Origin of the sequence: Alistipes communis, from assembly GCF_006542665.1 — a bacterium.
Lineage (GTDB): Bacteria > Bacteroidota > Bacteroidia > Bacteroidales > Rikenellaceae > Alistipes > Alistipes communis.
In genome coordinates, this window is the sequence record NZ_AP019735.1 from 2,169,797 (window position 1) to 2,186,451 (window position 16,655).

The window sequence follows — 16,655 nt, forward strand, 5'->3', positions numbered from 1 at the left end:
CGGAAATATTCGAACAAATGTAGGAAAAAATCCCGAATAATCGGATCGGTCTGCCCGAAAACTCCCCGTCGGTCTCTTCGCACGGGCATGCTGCATCGGTCTTCTTCGGCTTCGGTGGCACGGCGGACATTTTGACGGATGCGGAGGGTGCGGGAAAACGAGAGGTCGACCTCGCGCAGCGGGGCCGGGGTGGTTCCGAAATGTACGGCGTACGGAATCGGAGGCCGGCATCGGCAGCGGTTCGTTGTGTCGCGGCTGTTCCGGGGGCGTCGGTTGCAAAAAAAAACGCCGCGGAAATGCTTCCGCGGCGTCCTCACAACCTGACTGAAAATTACGGAACCTATTTGATGAACAGAAGTTCCCGATATTTGGGCAGCGTCCACATCTGGTCGTCGATGATCTCTTCGAGCTTGTCGATGTGGCGGCGGATCTCCTCGAAGTAGACCTCCACCGTGTCGTGGTAGGCGATCGCCTTCGCGCGTGCGTTTTCGATGCGGTTGGCCTTCTTGCGCGCTTCGATCATCTCGATCGTGAGCGTCTGGATAGCGGCCGTGTGTCCCTGTATCTTTTTGAGCAGATCGATGTCGGCCGAGGCGTCCAGCCCGCCGATCTGCGCCATTTTGTATACCTTGTCCAGCAGCATCGCCTCGTAGCGCGAGGCGATCGGGACGATGTGGTTCATCGTCAGGTCGCCCAGCACGCGCCCTTCGATCTGGATCTTTTTGGTGTAGGTCTCCCATTTCACCTCGGTGCGGGCCTCGATCTCCACCTTGTTCAGCACGCCCGTGCTCTCGAACATGCGGATCGAATCGGCGGTCAGGTAGCGGTCGAAGATCAGCGGCGTCGAGGTTTCGCAGTCGAGCCCCCGGCGGGCCGCTTCGGCTTTCCACTCGTCGGAATAGCCGTTGCCGTCGAAGTGGATCGGCTTGCACTCGCGAATGAGCTTTTTGAGCTCCTCGTAGATCGCCTTCTCCTTTTTCATGCCGCTCTCGATGTGTCGGTCGACGGCCTCCTTGAAGCGGGTGAGCTGCTCGGCGACCGCCGTGTTGAGCGTCAGCATCGCGTCGGCGCAGTTGTCCGACGACCCCACGGCCCGGAACTCGAAGCGGTTGCCCGTGAAGGCGAAGGGCGAGGTGCGGTTGCGGTCGGTGTTGTCGAGCATCAGCGTGGGGATGTGCGAGATGCCGCTCATCTTGAACATGTTCTTCGCCGAGAAGGTGATGGCCGCATCGCTGCGGCTCGCTTCCAGTTTTTCGAGCACGGCCGAAATCTGTGCGCCCAGAAAGGTCGAGATGATGGCGGGCGGCGCTTCGTTGGCTCCCAGCCGGTGGGCGTTGGTGGCGCTCATGATCGAGGCTTTGAGCAGGCCGTTGTGCCGGTAGACGGCCGCCATGACGTTGACCAGAAAGGTGATGAATTGGAGGTTCTCCGAAGGCGTCTTGCCCGGCCCGAGCAGGTTGACGCCCGTGTCAGTGCCCAGCGACCAGTTGTTGTGTTTGCCCGAACCGTTGACCCCCTTGAAGGGCTTCTCGTGGAGCAGGATGCGGAAGTTGTGGCGGCGGGCGATCTTGTTCATGATCGTCATCAGCAGCTGGTTGTGGTCGTTGGCCAGGTTGGCTTCCTCGTAAATGGGCGCCAGCTCGAATTGGTTGGGCGCCACTTCGTTGTGGCGGGTTTTGACGGGAATGCCCAACCGGAGCGATTCGTATTCCAGGTCGCGCATGAATTCGATCACGCGTTCGGGAATCGCGCCGAAATAGTGGTCTTCGAGCTGCTGGTTCTTGGCCGATTCGTGGCCCATGAGCGTGCGACCCGTCAGCACCAGGTCGGGGCGTGCGGCCCACAGCGCTTCGTCCACGAGGAAATACTCCTGCTCCCAGCCCAGGTAGCTGAAAACCTTCGTGACGTTGCGGTCGAAGTAGCGGCATACTTCCGTCGCGGCCCTGTCGACGGCTGCCAGCGAGCGCAGCAGCGGGGTCTTGTAGTCGAGCGCCTCGCCCGTATAGGCGATGAACACGGTCGGGATGCAGAGCGTCGAGCCGACGATGAAGGCGGGCGACGCGGGGTCCCAGGCGGAGTAGCCGCGCGCTTCGAACGTGTTGCGGATTCCGCCGTTGGGGAACGACGAGGCATCGGGTTCCTGCTGGACGAGCAGCTTGCCGGAGAACTCTTCGAGCACGCCGCCCCGTCCGTCGGGTTCGGCGAAGGAGTCGTGTTTCTCGGCGGTTCCCCCCGTGAGCGGCTGGAACCAGTGGGTGTAGTGGTCGGCGCCGTGCTCCACCGCCCACTGCTTCATGCCTGCGGCGATGCCGTCGGCCACTTCGCGCGTGAGGGGCGTGCCGTGTTCCATGGTCTGGATCAGCGCTTCGTAGGTCTCGCGGTCGAGATACCGCCGCATGACGTTGCGCCCGAAGACCAACTCCCCGAAATAATCGGTCGAACGTCCGGCGGGAGCCTGTGCGGGAACCGCTACGTGGCTGAGCGCCTCTTCGACCATCCTGAATCTCAACGATGCCATATGAGTTTGATATTAAATGAAGGATCTGCGCCGAAATCGCAAGAAAAACATTGGCAGGGGCCCCGTCTTCGGCAGAATGCCCCGACGGGAAGGAACCAACTCAAAAAACCGCCGCTCCGCTGTTAACCAAAACAACACCTAAAACCTAAAAAAACAACACCGGAGAGATTCGGATTTACTGCCCCTGCACAATGTATTTTGTTCTTCGGGAGCAAAGGTAATTCTTTTCCGTGAGGTTGATACTCGGAAATCGATATTTTTTCGGAAAAAGTGAAAAAACAGAACATTTTCCGAAAAACAACGCTGTTTTTTGGCGATGAAGACTGAAATTTCGCGGGTTTTCCGGAAAAATGCACTCGTTTTTTGGCGAAATCCGATTTTTCGTGAAAATCGATTTTTTGCAAAATTCAGGGATAAACAGGATAATATTGATCTGAATGGTGTATTCGCTGCTCCGCTGTCCGAAGAGCTGTTCCGGCCGGCGGTGCGTGCGGCCCCGAAAACCGTCCGCCGCACGCGGCCGGCCGTATCCGCGGCGGACGGCCGTCTCCCGTATGCGGCAGGGGATGGAGCGGGGCTTTCCGGACGCTTGCGGGGCGCGGTGTTAAAAAACTAACACAAGTCTTGCCTCTTTCGCTTTTTTTTTATACTTTTACATGCTTTTTTTACGATAAAGTGAAATTTGCACGAGCGTTTCCGCCTCCGTGTCGCGGCCGAAAGGGTGTGCGGAGCGGGGAACGATTGTTGAAGACGAACCTAATCTCAAAATAATTATGGCAAATACCAAGCGTGAAAAGCTGTTCGCCGAATTCCCGCCGGTTCCGACCGAGAAGTGGGAAGAGGTGATTGCGGTAGACCTCAAAGGGGCCGATTACGAGCGCAAACTGGTGTGGCGGACACCCGAAGGGTTCAACGTCCGGCCGTACTATCGCGCCGAAAACCTTGAAGGTCTCAAATTCCTCGCCTCCGAACCGGGCGAATTTCCCTATGTGCGCGGTACGCGGTGCGACAATGTGTGGCGCGTGCACCAGAGCCTGACGGTCAAGTGCCCCGAAGCGGCCAACGCCGAGGCGCTCAAACTGCTCGACTCGGGCGTCGATTCGCTGGGCTTCTCGCTCACGAAGGGGTTGTCGGCCGCCGAGGTCGAGACGCTGCTGCGCGACATCCACCTGCCTGCCGTCGAAGTGGTCTTTTCGGGCGAAGGCGTCGCGGACGTCGTGGAACCCGTATTGGCGAAGATCGAAAAGGAGGGCTGGCAGGAGACCGCTTCCGTGCACTTCGTGCTCGATCCGATCATCAACCGTCTGTCGCTCACCGGCGCGTTCTGCTCGCCCGGCGGGGAGAAGTGCTTCAAGATGCTGGCCGGTCTGGTGCGCCGTACGGCCGCGATGAAGGGTGTGCGCGTGGTGACGGTGTCGGGTGAGAACTTTTCGAACGCCGGTTCGACCATCGTCGAGGAGCTGGCCTTCACCCTTTCGGCCGGCCACGAATACCTCGTGCGGCTGATGGACGAGGGGTTGACCGTCGACGAGGCGGCCCGCAAGATCCGTTTCTCGATGGGCGTCACCTCCAACTACTTCATGGAGATGGCCAAGTTCCGCGCCGCCCGCATGTTGTGGGCCAACATCGTCAAAGGGTACAACCCCGAAAAGGGCTGCTCGTGCAAGCTCTTCGCTCACGCCGTGACCTCGACGTGGAACCAGACGGTCTACGACCCCTATATCAATATGCTGCGCGGCACGACCGAGGCGATGTCGGCGGCTATCGCCGGCGTGCATTCGCTCGAGGTGACGCCGTTCAACGCGTCGTTCGCCGAGCCTGACGAGTTCTCGAAGCGCATCGCCCGCAACGTCGAGCTGCTGCTCAAACACGAATCGCATTTCGATCAGGTGGTCGATCCCGCCGGCGGTTCGTACTACATCGAGAACCTCACGCAGTCGATCGCAGCCGAGGCGTGGAAGCTCTTCCTCGAATTGGAGGAGAAGGGCGGCTACGTCGCAGCGTTCGAGAGCGGTTACGTCGTCGAGCGCGTCGACGCATCGGCCGCTGCCAAGGACAAGAGCGTGGCGCAGCGCCGCATCACGCTGCTGGGTGCCAACCAGTATCCCAACTTCACGGAGGTCGCTTCCGACGCCGTGACCGAAGCCGCCGTGACGCGCCGGAAGAAGGCGGGCGTGCTCAATCCCTACCGCGGCGCGATGGCCTTCGAGGCGATGCGTCTGCATGTAGATCGCAGCGGCAAGACGCCCAAGGCGTTCATGCTCACCGCCGGTCATCTGGCCATGGCCCGCGCCCGCGCCCAGTTCTCGTGCAACTTCTTCGCCTGCGCGGGTATCCGTGTGCAGGACAACACCTTCTTCAAGGATCTGGAAGAGGGCGTAAAGGCCGCGCTCGAATCGAAGGCCGAGATCGTAGTGCTCTGCTCGTCGGACGACTGCTACGCCGAGCTGGCTCCCCGCGTCAAGGAGATGCTGGGCGACAAGGCCATTCTGGTCATCGCCGGCGCTCCGGCCTGCATGGCCGAGTTGGAGGCGCAGGGCATCGGCAACTTCATCCACGTGAAGAGCAACGTGCTCGACACGCTGCACAACTACCTTACGCAGATGGGAATCTAAAACGCGAAAGTCATGAGAGCAAAATTTTCTGAATTATCATACACGGGCGCCGCGCCGAAGTGCTGCGCTCAGGCCGGCGGCGAGAAAGAGCCGTGGCTGACCGCCGAGCAGATTCCCGTCAAGGGGTGCTACTCGGCCGCCGATCTCGAAGGGATGGAACACCTCAACTACGCCGCGGGCGTGGCACCCTTCCTGCGCGGTCCCTATTCGACGATGTACGTGATGCGTCCGTGGACGATCCGTCAGTACGCCGGTTTCTCGACGGCCGAGGAGTCCAATGCCTTCTACCGCCGTAACCTCGCATCGGGCCAGAAGGGCCTTTCGGTGGCCTTCGACCTGGCGACGCACCGCGGCTACGACGCCGACCACCCGCGCGTGGTGGGCGACGTGGGCAAGGCCGGCGTGTCGATCTGTTCGGTGGAGGACATGAAGGTGCTCTTCAACGGTATTCCGCTCGACAAGATGTCAGTGTCGATGACCATGAACGGCGCCGTGCTGCCGATTCTGGCCTTCTACATCGTGGCGGGTCTGGAACAGGGCTGTACGCTCGACCAGATGGCCGGTACGATCCAGAACGACATCCTCAAGGAGTTCATGGTGCGCAACACCTATATTTATCCGCCCGAGTTCTCGATGCGCATCATCGCCGACATCTTCGAGTACACCTCGAAGAACATGCCCAAGTTCAACTCGATCTCGATTTCGGGTTACCACATGCAGGAGGCGGGCGCCACGGCCGACATCGAGCTGGCGTACACGCTGGCCGACGGTTTGGAGTACCTGCGCGCGGGTGTCAATGCCGGCATGTCGGTCGACGCCTTCGCACCGCGCCTGTCGTTCTTCTGGGCCATCGGCATGAATCACTTCATGGAGATCGCCAAGATGCGTGCGGCACGTATGCTGTGGGCCAAGATCGTCAAGCAGTTCGATCCGAAGAATCCCAAGTCGCTGGCGCTGCGTACCCACTCGCAGACCTCGGGCTGGTCGCTCACGGAGCAGGATCCCTTCAACAACGTGGCCCGCACGGCCATCGAGGCGATGGGTGCCGCATTGGGTCACACCCAGTCGCTGCATACCAACGCGCTGGACGAGGCGATCGCCCTGCCGACCGACTTCTCGGCGCGTATCGCCCGTAACACCCAGATCTATATTCAGGAGGAGACCAACATCTGCCGTCAGGTCGATCCGTGGGCCGGTTCCTACTATGTGGAGAGCCTCACCGAGGAGATCGCACAGAAGGCATGGGAGCACATTCAGGAGGTCGAGAAGCTGGGCGGTATGGCCAAGGCGATCGAGACCGGTATTCCGAAGATGCGCATCGAGGAGGCGTCGGCCCGCAAGCAGGCGCGCATCGACTCGGGCGTCGAGAAGATCATCGGCGTCAACGAGTACCGCCTGGACAAGGAGGCGCCGATCGACATCCTCGCGGTGGACAATACCGCCGTGCGCGAAAGCCAGATCAAGCGTTTGAAGGAGCTGCGCGCTTCGCGCGACGAGGCTGCCGTACAAAAGGCGCTGGCGGCCATCACCGAGTGCGTCAAGACCAAGCAGGGCAATCTGCTGGAACTGGCCGTCGAGGCCGCGAAGGTGCGTGCCACGCTGGGCGAGATATCGGATGCCTGCGAGGTCGTCGTAGGTCGATACAAGGCAGTTATTCGTTCGATTTCAGGTGTTTACAGTTCGGAAGTGAAAAACGATACGCAATTCGAGAAGGCGAAGGAGCTGTGCGCCCGGTTCGCCAAGAAAGAGGGCCGTCAGCCGCGCATCATGATTGCGAAGCTCGGTCAGGACGGTCACGACCGCGGCGCGAAGGTCGTGGCGACGGGATACGCCGACATCGGCTTCGACGTCGACATGGGCCCGCTGTTCCAGACGCCGGCCGAGGCCGCGAAGCAGGCCGTCGAGAACGACGTGCACGTGGTGGGCGTTTCGTCGCTCGCGGCGGGTCACCTGACACTCGTGCCGCAGATCATCGCCGAGTTGAAGAAGCTGGGCCGCGAGGACATCGTGGTGATCGTCGGCGGCGTTATTCCGGCGCAGGACTACGACGAACTCTACCGCGACGGTGCGGCGGCCATCTTCGGCCCCGGTACGCCGATCGCTACGGCCGCCATCAAGATTCTCGAAATCCTGATGGGCGAATAGCAGGCCGATTCTTCCGGTTGCGGCTTCGTCCGCGATCCGATCGCATGAACGACCGGAGGGTTTCCATGACGGAAGCCCTCCGGTCGCGTTATCGGAGCATTCATGCGGGCGAGCGTTTGGTCTTTCGTACCGTTGTTTTTCGTCCGCGGCCGGCGGAGGGTGTTTTGCGCCGCAACGGCGCACGCTTTCGTAGCCGCTCAGCGTCGATGACCGGAGGATCCCGCCGTTTTCGCCGTGCCCGATCTTTTGCTGCTTCGGGTCCGATCCGAAAGCAGGGAAGTGAGATTCAACGGTATTATTTATTCGGTACGTTGCGGGGCGAAGCCTGCGGAGAACGTCATCGGCGGGCCTCCGCGGGCGGAGGCTTCGGCCCGCGCCGCAGGTTATTCTTACGTTCCGTCTCGGCATAATCGAGCTGACGCTTGCTTCTGCACTCGACTTTTCGTATCTTTGACTGCGCTCCGGCGCGACGGGGTGCACGAAGACTCGAAACCGACAAGTTAAAGATAAAACCATGTCCTACAACAATCTGCGCGAATTTATCGAACGGCTCGAACGCGAAGGCGAGCTGGTGCGTGTCGCGGCCGAGGTGTCGCCCGTGGAGGAGATCGCCGAACTGACCGACCGCATGGCCAAGCAGCCCGGCGGCGGAAAGGCGATCCTCTTCGAACGCACGGGGACGGACTTTCCGGTGGTGACCAACCTCATGGGCTCCGAACGCCGTGTGGCGCTGGCGCTGGGCGTGGAGTCGCTCGACGGGCTGACGCGGCGCATCGACACGCTGCTGCACGAAGTGACGACACCCAAAGCGACCCTGTGGGAGAAGCTGCGGATGCTGCCGCTGCTGGGCGAAATGGCGCGCTGGATGCCGCGCAGCCGACGCGGACGCGGCCCCTGCCAGGAGGTGGTGCTGCGGGGCGAGGCGGCACGACTGTCGCTGCTGCCGGTGCTCAAATGCTGGCCGGAGGACGGCGGGCGCTTCGTTACGCTGCCGATGGTGCATACGCTCGACCCCGATACGGGGGTGCGCAACGTGGGGATGTACCGGATGCAGGTTTTCGACGACCGCACGACCGGTATGCACTGGCACGTGCACAAGACCGGCGCACGCCACTACGACGGCTACCGGCGGCAGGGGCGGCGGATGCCCGTGGCCGTCGCGCTGGGCGGCGATCCCGTCTATGCGTATGCCGCGACGGCGCCGATGCCCGACAACATGGACGAATACCTGCTGGCGGGATTCCTGCGCCGGCGTCCCGTGGAGCTGGTGCGCTGTCTGACCTGCGGGATCGAGGTGCCGGCCGACTGCGATTTCGTGATCGAAGGCTATGTCGATCCCGCCGAGGAGAAGACGGTCGAGGGGCCGTTCGGCGACCATACGGGTTTCTACTCGCTCGAAGACCGCTACCCCCGCTTCCACGTGACGGCGATCACCCACCGGCGCGATGCCGTTTATCCCGCGACGGTGGTTGGGGTGCCGCCCGAGGAGGACGCCTACATCGCCGAAGCGACCGAGCGAATCTTTCTGGCGCCGATCCGTCTGGCCGTGCAGCCCGAGGTGCGCGACCTGTGGATGCCGACGGCCGGTACGGCGCACAATCTGGCCGTCGTCGCGATCGAGCGGCGCTACGAGGGGCAGGCGCACAAGGTGGCGCAGTCGCTGTGGGGCGCGGGGCAGATGATGTTCAACAAATACCTCGTCGTCGCCGATGCCGCGACCGAAATTCGCCGTGTCGAGGCGCTGGCGGCGCTGGTGCGCAGGCTCGATCCGGCGCGCGACCTCATTGCGGCCGAAGGGGTGCTCGACGTGCTCGACCATGCGACGGCGACCTCGGGGTTCGGCGGCAAGCTGGCCCTCGACCTGACGCAGGCCGCCGCACGCGAGGAACAGCCGTTGCAGCTGCCCGAACGCTTCGAGCCGTGCGGCGGGGTGGCGGCCGCGGCGACCGGCTTCGCGGAGCGGTGGCGTACGCTGGCGCTCTTCGTCGACCGGAGGACGGAGCGCGTCGATGCGGCGGCGTTCTTCGGGCGGAATCCGGTGCGGGGCGTGAAGTGCGCCGTGCTGTTCGACCGCGAGGCCGAGGGGCTGACGGGTGCCGAACTGCTGTGGCTGGCTGCGGCCGACAGCGATCCGCGGCGCGACGTGACGGTGGTCGGGGAGGTCGTGGTGGTCGATGCGCGCAGCAAGCGCCCCGGCGTGGAGGGGCATCCCGCGCGGTTCCCGAACGTGGCCGTCGCCTCGTCTGCGACGGTGGAGCGGGTGGATGCACGCTGGGCGGAGTACGGTCTGGGCGAGACGATGGCGTCGCCGTCGGAGCGTTACCGCCGGTTGCTGTTGTCGGATAAAGCCGCCTGGTGATGTGGTCGCGTGAAGATCGCCGGACGCTCGTGCTGCTGCTGCCGTTGCTGGTGCTGGCCGTGGCGGCGTTCCTGCTGCTCGAACCGAAGACGCCGCGGAGCGGGGCGCCGCCGGACGCTGCAAAGGAGGCGCCGCCGGAGCTGTTCGAGTTCGATCCCAATACGGTCGATTACCGTGCGTTGCGGCGGTTGGGCTTCACCAAGCAGGATGCGGCGGGCGTGCTGCGCTATCGGGCCGCGGGAAAGATCTTCCGCATACCGGAGGATTTCGCCGCCTGCTATCAGGTGAGCGATTCGATGTACGACCGTCTGGAACCCTATATCCGCATCGGGACGGAGTATCGTTTCCGGCCCCGCCGCGACAGTGCGCAACGTTTGCGCAAGCCCTTCGTGCGCCGCCAGCGGGTCGTCGTGCCGCTCGTGCCCTTCCGCATCGACACGATGACGGCGAAATTCCTGCGCGCGATCGGTTTCACGAAGCGGCAGGCCGAGGCGATCGCCGACTACAACACCCTCATCGGCGGTTTCCGCGACGAGGAGGAGTTGTGCGACTATCCGATTATCGGCGATTCGGCGGGCCGACGTTTGGCCGAGTACGCCCTCTTCCCCGAACGGCGGCGTCCGCTGCACGATCCGGTGGAGCTGAATACGGCCGACTCGGCGGCGCTGCGTTCGGTCAGCGGTATCGGTGCGAAGACCGTCGGGGCGATTCTCGACTACCGGCGGCGGCTGGGCGGTTTCTGCCGTGCGGAGCAACTGGCCGAAGTGCGGGGCGTCACCGAGAGCAATTACGAGCGGATACTGAAACAAATTTCGGTCGATAGTTGCAGAATTTCAAAAATAGATATTAACTTTGCAACTCCGAAAGCGCTGGCGGAGCATCCCTACATCGCCCCGCGGACGCTTCGGAAGATTTTGAAACGAAGACAATTGAAAGGAGGTTGGAGTACCCTGGAAGAGATGATCGAAGACGGCATACTGACACGCGAGGAGGCAGACAGACTGCATCCTTATCTTCGCTTCGGGGTACGGACGACGCAGAACGACGAGTGACACACACCTTTCGAAGGCCGGCGGAAGCCGAATGAATTCCGCGACTTGCAAAATCGATTCGTAAAACATTAAAAATTCGCAAATAGTTATGATTATCATGCCGGTAAAGGAGGGCGAAAACATCGAGAAGGCCCTCAAAAAGTTCAAACGCAAATACGAGCGCACGGGCGTTCTGAAAGAGTTGCGCCGCCGCCAGTATTTCACCAAGCCGTCGATCGCCAAGCGCGAGGCGATGCAGCATGCGATCTACGTGGCGCACATGAACCGCGACGACGAATAGCGGCCCGACAGGCCGTTTCGAGGCAGTGCAGGCGATTTCCATCGGAAATCGCCTGCTTTTTTGCGTTTTCACCCCACTGTTCCGGCCGCCCGTCGTCGGCCGGAACGCTGCGAGATTCGGCCTGCCGTCCCGTGCGGCGGCTTTCCGGCCGGCGTCGCGAAATAGGGATGCGAAACACGACGGGGTATTTTTGCGGATAGGAATGAACGTCGCGGCGCGGAGGCGCATGTTTCCGTTTTCGCTTGCCCGCAAACCTTTTTTTTGACGGAATGGGAGAATTATTCGATAATTTAGTATATTTACGTCGTGCAGATTGTGCAAACGATCCAATCAGGTTAGTTCATTTATTAATTTGTTCGCATGAAAAAAATGTTTGCTTTGGCGGCGGTGCTGTGTCTGGCACTCGCCGGTTGCGAGTATGACGATGCGGAGGTGAAGGATCGGCTCGACGATTTGGAAGGTCGGGTCGACGCACTCGAAAAGACCGTAAACTCGCTCAACATCAACGTCGGGAACTTGCAGTCGCTCATCGACGGCAAGCTCTTCATCACGGCGGTGACCGAAAATCCCGAAGGGGGGGGGTACACGCTTTCGCTCGTGACGTCTGACGGCGAAGCGTCGCAGATCGTCATCAAGGACGGCGAAGCGGGCGCGGCTCCCGCTATCGGCGTGAAACTCGATTCCGACGGGAAGTACTACTGGACGCTCGACGGCGAGTTCATCACCGAGGGCGGGAAGAAGATGCCCGTCACGGGCGACGACGGCGTGACGCCCGTTTTCAAGATCGAGAACGACACGTGGTACGTCTCCTATGACAAGGAGGCGACGTGGAAGGAGTGCGGCCCTGCAACGGGTGCCGCCGGCGACTCTTTCTTCTCGGATGTCTCCACGAGCGAGGACGGCCGTTGGGTCTATCTGACGCTGGCCGACGGCGAGACGGTGCTGACGCTGGAGATGTACAAAGAGTTCGGCATCGCCTTCGAATCGCTGCCCGAACTGATTATGGCCGGAGCGACGGCGGAAATCCCCTTCGTGCTGACGGGTGCCGACGAGAAGAGCGTCGTCGAGGCGATCGCCAAGGGCGACTGGGAGGCCGAAGCGGTGATGGACGGCACGGAGGGCGGCAAGATCGTCGTGACGGCTCCGGCCGAGAGTTCGACGGGCCGCGTGATCGTGCTGCTGAGCGACGGCGAGTCGAAGACGATCATGAAGACGCTGACCTTCGTGTCGGGCGTGATGAACGTCACGACGCAGTCGCAGGAGGCTGCGGCGGTCGGCGGAACGGTCAGCTTCGAGCTGGAAACCGATCTGGACTACGAGGTGGTGATTCCCGACGATGCCAAGGAGTGGCTCTCCCGCGTAGAGACCCGCGCCTTGCGTCAGGAGACGCTGACCTTCTCGGCGAAGGCCAACGAGACGATGGAGGAGCGGCAGGCGAAGATCGAACTCATCAGTTCGGGCGTCGTCGTCGAGACGCTGCTGGTCTACCAGAAGGCGAATCTCGATCCGACGGCGTTCGTCGTCAAGGTCAATGTGACGGAGAGCAGCATGAAGAACACGCTTATTCTTCCGCTGACGGGTACGGTGGATGCCACGGTGGACTGGGGCGACGGCAAGACCGAGACCGTGACGGCCGTGAATCCCCAGCACGTTTATGAGCAGGAGGGCGAATACTACGTGACGGTGACCGGTTCGGTGACGGCGCTCGGCAATCGATTGACCAAAACCAGTCAGAGCGCGATCGTGCGTGTCATCCAGTGGGGCCAGCTGGGGCTGGAATCGCTCGAAGAGGCGTTCTACAACAACAAGGGGCTTACGCAGGTGGCGTTGCCCGATGCGGGCGCTTTCGCCAAGGTGACCACCGTGGAAAATATGTTCTATAACTGTACGCTGCTTACGGCGGTTCCCGTCGGTTTGATCGACCAGTGTACGGAGTTGACCTCCGCCGCTTCGCTCTTTTCGGGCTGCTCGTCGTTGACGTCCATTCCGGAGGGCTTCTTCGACAAATGTCCGAAGATCGCTTCGCTGGCCTCGGCGTTCAAGGGCTGTAAGAAGGTGACGGAAATTCCTGCCGGCCTGTTCGACAATCTGACGGAGGTGACCGATCTGTCGAGCGTTTTCTACGGAACCGGAATTACAGCCGTTCCGGAGGGAATCTTCGATGTGCAGACGAAAGCTACGAGCGTGTCGAGCGTCTTTTACGGATGTTCGGCGCTGCGGACAGTTCCGTCCGATCTGTTCGTATCTCAGACCGAGGTGACCAATGCGGCTATGATCTTCAAGACCTGCGCTGCGTTGGAATCGATTCCCGCGGGGTTGCTCGATCCTTTCACGAAATCCACCAATTTCAGCGGGCTTTTCAGCGGTTGCGAATCGCTGGGTAATTTGCCGCAGGGACTGTTTGATAAACTGGGCAGCGGCCTGGAGGCGGGCAGTAAGGGAGTGAACGTGTCGTCCGTCTTCGAGAATTGCGTGAAGATGACCGAATTCCCGACAATGGCCAATATACCGGCCATCTCTAACGTCGCATCGCTTTGGAGGGGTTGTACGGCCATGACGACGTTACCCACCGGTTATTTCCCGAAGAATTGCTCGTCGTGTACCGCGTTAGGCAATATGTTCAACGGCTGTACGTCACTCACGACGCTCCCGGCCGATCTGTTCGAAAGTTTCACAGGGATTTCCAATCTGTCGGCGACATTCCAGGGTTGCACGTCGCTCGAGACGTTGCCCGAAGGGTTCTTCGCGTCGATCACCAAGCCGACGACCATCGCGAATATCTTCAACGGCTGTACGTCGCTCCGATCGCTGCCTGTGGGATTGTTCGACGGCATGACCTCGATCAAGACGATGGACTCCGCCTTCAAAGGTTGTTCCGCCTTTACCGGCGAATCGCCTTATACGATCGTTGAGGTCGATGAAGAGCCGGTGAAGGTGCATCTCTACGAGCGGGAGGATTATGCCGACCTCTTCACGAAACCGACCTCCTTCAAGACCGTTTTCACGGGCTGCGAGCAGATGGCCGACTACGCCATGATTCCCACCGCGTGGGGCGGCGTGAGCGACGGCACGAAGGCGAAGCCGACCATCGCGCTCTCTTATGCGCTTCCAGAGAACATGGAGTACCACGGTATTAATTTCACCGTCAAGGGTACGGAGTTCAAATCGGGTAAGTACATCGTCGGTACGACGGAACTCGTACAGAGCGTGCTCGACGAGTTCGACGGCGACATGGAGAAGGCGACCAACAAATACGGCATCGGGTTTACGGCGACGCAGCTCGAAACACTGATGTCGGATGCGGGGTTGATGCTCGAGTTCCACGATCTTGAACCGCAGACCGAATACATGCTGCTCGTGCGCGGCCAGAATGTCCACGGTCTGACGTTCGAAACGCTGACCGCCACCACCGCGGTTCGTCCGCAGGGAAGCGCCGACTACGAGCGTTATATCGGCACCTGGACCGTCACGACGACTTCATCGGAAGTTACCGGACAGCCGCAGACCTACACGATCCGCATCGAACCTTACCGCAACGACAAGAGCTACAAGGTCTATGACTGGGGGGTTACTACATTGGGCAGCAAGGAGGAAGATTTTCCCTTCATTCTGTCCTACAATGAGGCGGATGGCAGTGTCGGAATCAATTCCTACGAAGATTTGGGAATGTACGGATTCACCTACTATATCTATCTTCGTTACCGTTTCCTCAATGAGCAGTCGCAGCCGTCGATTTGGGTGTCGGAAGATACGCTTGTCTCAGGGGCTTATGACGCTGCTTCGAACGAAATCACGATCACTTGCGGCACGTTCAACGACAACAGCGGTATCACGCAGAAAATTACCGGCCTGGACTACGTCCTCTATACGGGAGGAAAGTATTACGAGGCGCAAAATCTGATCCGTCCGGGTTATCTGATCGGCGAAGGCGACAATGCGAAGGTCGACTACGGCGTAGGCCCCTACAAGTTGACCAAGGCCCCTGCCGCGGCGGCAGTCCCGGCGAAGCGGCCGGCGAAGAAGTTCGAGTCGCTGCGTCCCGCCTCCGAGACGAAACAGGCAGCCGCCGTGCCCCTCGGCGTCGGCCGTCTGTCGATGATGTCGGTCCATTGAGGGTTTCCCCTGTAAGTTGACGACTCCGTCCCGAACGATTTCGGGACGGAGTTTTTTTCGTCCTTTCCCGACGCACGGTTTCGGGCTCCGGTTTCGTCCGCCGACGCCGTACTCCGCTCCGCTTCGTCTCTTTCAGACTGCCGGCCGACGGTCTCTCCGAAACGGAAATTCGCCCCTGTCGCAACGATTTGCGGCAGGGGCGAATTGAGCGGGAACGTGCAGCCTTACGCTACTGTCTGGTCTGCGTGGCGATCCGCTCGTCGAAATAACGCTTCACGTCGTCCCAACGGTAGTAGGGCGCCAGATCGCTTTCGAGGCGGATGCGCGACTCGCGTTCGTTGAAGAGGAACTTCACGAGCACGTCGCCGCCGTCGGGCCGGCGGAAGAAAACCAGCTGGATATTGGTGGCCATGGGCGTCACGCGCCAGCAGCTCCATGCCTGGTCGACCTTGCGGTAGTCGCTCTCGCGTGTGTCGCACCCTTCGATGCCCATGAGACCCACCAGCGGAATGACGTTCACGTCGTGGCCGTAGCGCAGCGATGCCGAGAGCGCGCCCGTTGCGATCGCCTCGTCGGCTTCGGCGACGAAATTGCGCAGCAGGGGCACGGCGTCGCTCAGTGCGCGGTGGCCGAATTCGGCCGAGGGGCCCTCTTCGAGGTACATCTGGTAGTTGCGCACGGCGTAGAAGGCGTAGAGCTCGTCGGGCGTGAAGAGGTCGTAGAACGAGCAGTCGAGGTAGTCGACATCCTGCATCACCGAGGCGACGCAGTAGAGGTCGTTCATGAAGCGGAGCTGCTCCTTGCGGTTGCCGACGAGCGAGGGGTCGGTCACGAGCGCGCGGACGAAACGCGAGGGGTCGATTTCGCGCTCGCGCAGTTCGGCGATGCGCTGTTTGATCTCCTTCTTGATCTTGTTCGCCTCGGTCATGCGGAACATGTAGTCGAGGTAGCGTTTGCTCGCTTCGCGCGTAATGTCGATCGCGGGATTCAGCTCTTTGAGCCGTTCGTTTGCGGCGGCCATGCTGAGCATGCAGCGCGGCACGAGCGTCGAACGGGCACGGATGCGGCACAGGCGGCCGTCCGCCGTCGAAAAGATTTCGGGGAAGGAGCAGTACATCCGTTCGGCGATGCCGCGGTGTTCGCGCACGCCGCGCGGCGAGAGGTCGCCGTAGCGGTGGCGGGCGTCGTCGGCGACGACCTCGATGCGGCGCAGGGCATCTTCGCCCAGCGGCGTGAGTTTACCTGCTTCGGCCGCCTTGCGGAGCTTTGCGCGCGGATTTTCGTAGACGCTCTCCGAGGCGTGCCAACGCGAGCCGTGGCGGCCGTAGTGGCTGATGTAGAAGGGTTCGTAGCCTTCGGGCGCGGGCGTCGCCGCTGCGCGGGGGTGGTTCTCGTAGCAGTAGTAGAGCGCCGCCGTGCGGTTGAGGTCTTCGAGGGTCTGTTCTTTGGTGCTCTGCGCCGCAGCGCCGCCCGAAAGCAGCAGAACGGACAGGAGCAGCAGGATCGTTTGTCGTTTCATAAAGGTTCGTTTTTAACAGTCGTTTTCTCGCCTCGGCATAACCCGAACAAAGTT

Annotated in this window: 9 protein-coding genes; 7 read left to right on the forward strand and 2 right to left on the reverse strand. The window is 61.1% G+C overall.

Annotated elements, in window-relative coordinates:
• Nucleotides 1-340: 340 nt before the first annotated feature.
• Nucleotides 341-2,518, reverse strand: coding sequence for a glutamine synthetase III family protein (locus tag FMF02_RS08895; RefSeq protein ID WP_179952757.1), 2,178 nt, complete (start codon nucleotides 2,516-2,518; stop codon nucleotides 341-343).
• Nucleotides 2,519-2,828: 310 nt separating this feature from the next.
• Here FMF02_RS08895 and FMF02_RS08900 point away from each other — a divergent pair, with 310 nt between their 5' ends.
• From FMF02_RS08900 to FMF02_RS08930, 7 genes are all read left to right on the forward strand, one after another.
• Nucleotides 2,829-3,134 (forward strand): hypothetical protein, encoded by a 306-nt coding sequence (locus tag FMF02_RS08900; RefSeq protein WP_141412891.1) that lies wholly within the window; start codon nucleotides 2,829-2,831, stop codon nucleotides 3,132-3,134.
• A gap of 157 nt (nucleotides 3,135-3,291) precedes the next feature.
• Nucleotides 3,292-5,133 (forward strand): methylmalonyl-CoA mutase family protein, encoded by a 1,842-nt coding sequence (locus tag FMF02_RS08905; protein ID WP_141412892.1) that lies wholly within the window; start codon nucleotides 3,292-3,294, stop codon nucleotides 5,131-5,133.
• 12 nt (nucleotides 5,134-5,145) lie between these two features.
• Nucleotides 5,146-7,278, forward strand: coding sequence for a methylmalonyl-CoA mutase (scpA, locus tag FMF02_RS08910; protein ID WP_019130113.1), 2,133 nt, complete (start codon nucleotides 5,146-5,148; stop codon nucleotides 7,276-7,278).
• Nucleotides 7,279-7,792: 514 nt separating this feature from the next.
• The gene (locus tag FMF02_RS08915) at nucleotides 7,793-9,637 is read left to right on the forward strand and encodes a menaquinone biosynthesis decarboxylase (protein WP_141412893.1); all 1,845 of its coding nucleotides are present in this window, start codon (nucleotides 7,793-7,795) and stop codon (nucleotides 9,635-9,637) included.
• Nucleotides 9,637-10,689, forward strand: a complete 1,053-nt coding sequence (locus tag FMF02_RS08920) for a helix-hairpin-helix domain-containing protein (protein WP_141412894.1) — start codon at nucleotides 9,637-9,639, stop codon at nucleotides 10,687-10,689. Before FMF02_RS08915 ends, FMF02_RS08920 begins: the two co-directional genes overlap by 1 nt.
• 88 nt (nucleotides 10,690-10,777) lie before the next feature.
• On the forward strand, nucleotides 10,778-10,969 hold the full coding sequence (gene rpsU, locus FMF02_RS08925) for a 30S ribosomal protein S21 (RefSeq protein WP_019130109.1): 192 nt from the start codon (nucleotides 10,778-10,780) through the stop codon (nucleotides 10,967-10,969).
• Nucleotides 10,970-11,329: 360 nt separating this feature from the next.
• Nucleotides 11,330-15,082, forward strand: coding sequence for a PL29 family lyase N-terminal domain-containing protein (locus FMF02_RS08930; RefSeq protein WP_141412895.1), 3,753 nt, complete (start codon nucleotides 11,330-11,332; stop codon nucleotides 15,080-15,082).
• Nucleotides 15,083-15,311: 229 nt separating this feature from the next.
• On the opposite strand, the gene FMF02_RS08935 is transcribed toward FMF02_RS08930, so the two are convergent.
• Nucleotides 15,312-16,601: a histidine phosphatase family protein gene (locus FMF02_RS08935; protein WP_141412896.1), complete on the reverse strand. Its 1,290-nt coding sequence runs from the start codon at nucleotides 16,599-16,601 to the stop codon at nucleotides 15,312-15,314.
• Nucleotides 16,602-16,655: the final 54 nt, after the last annotated feature.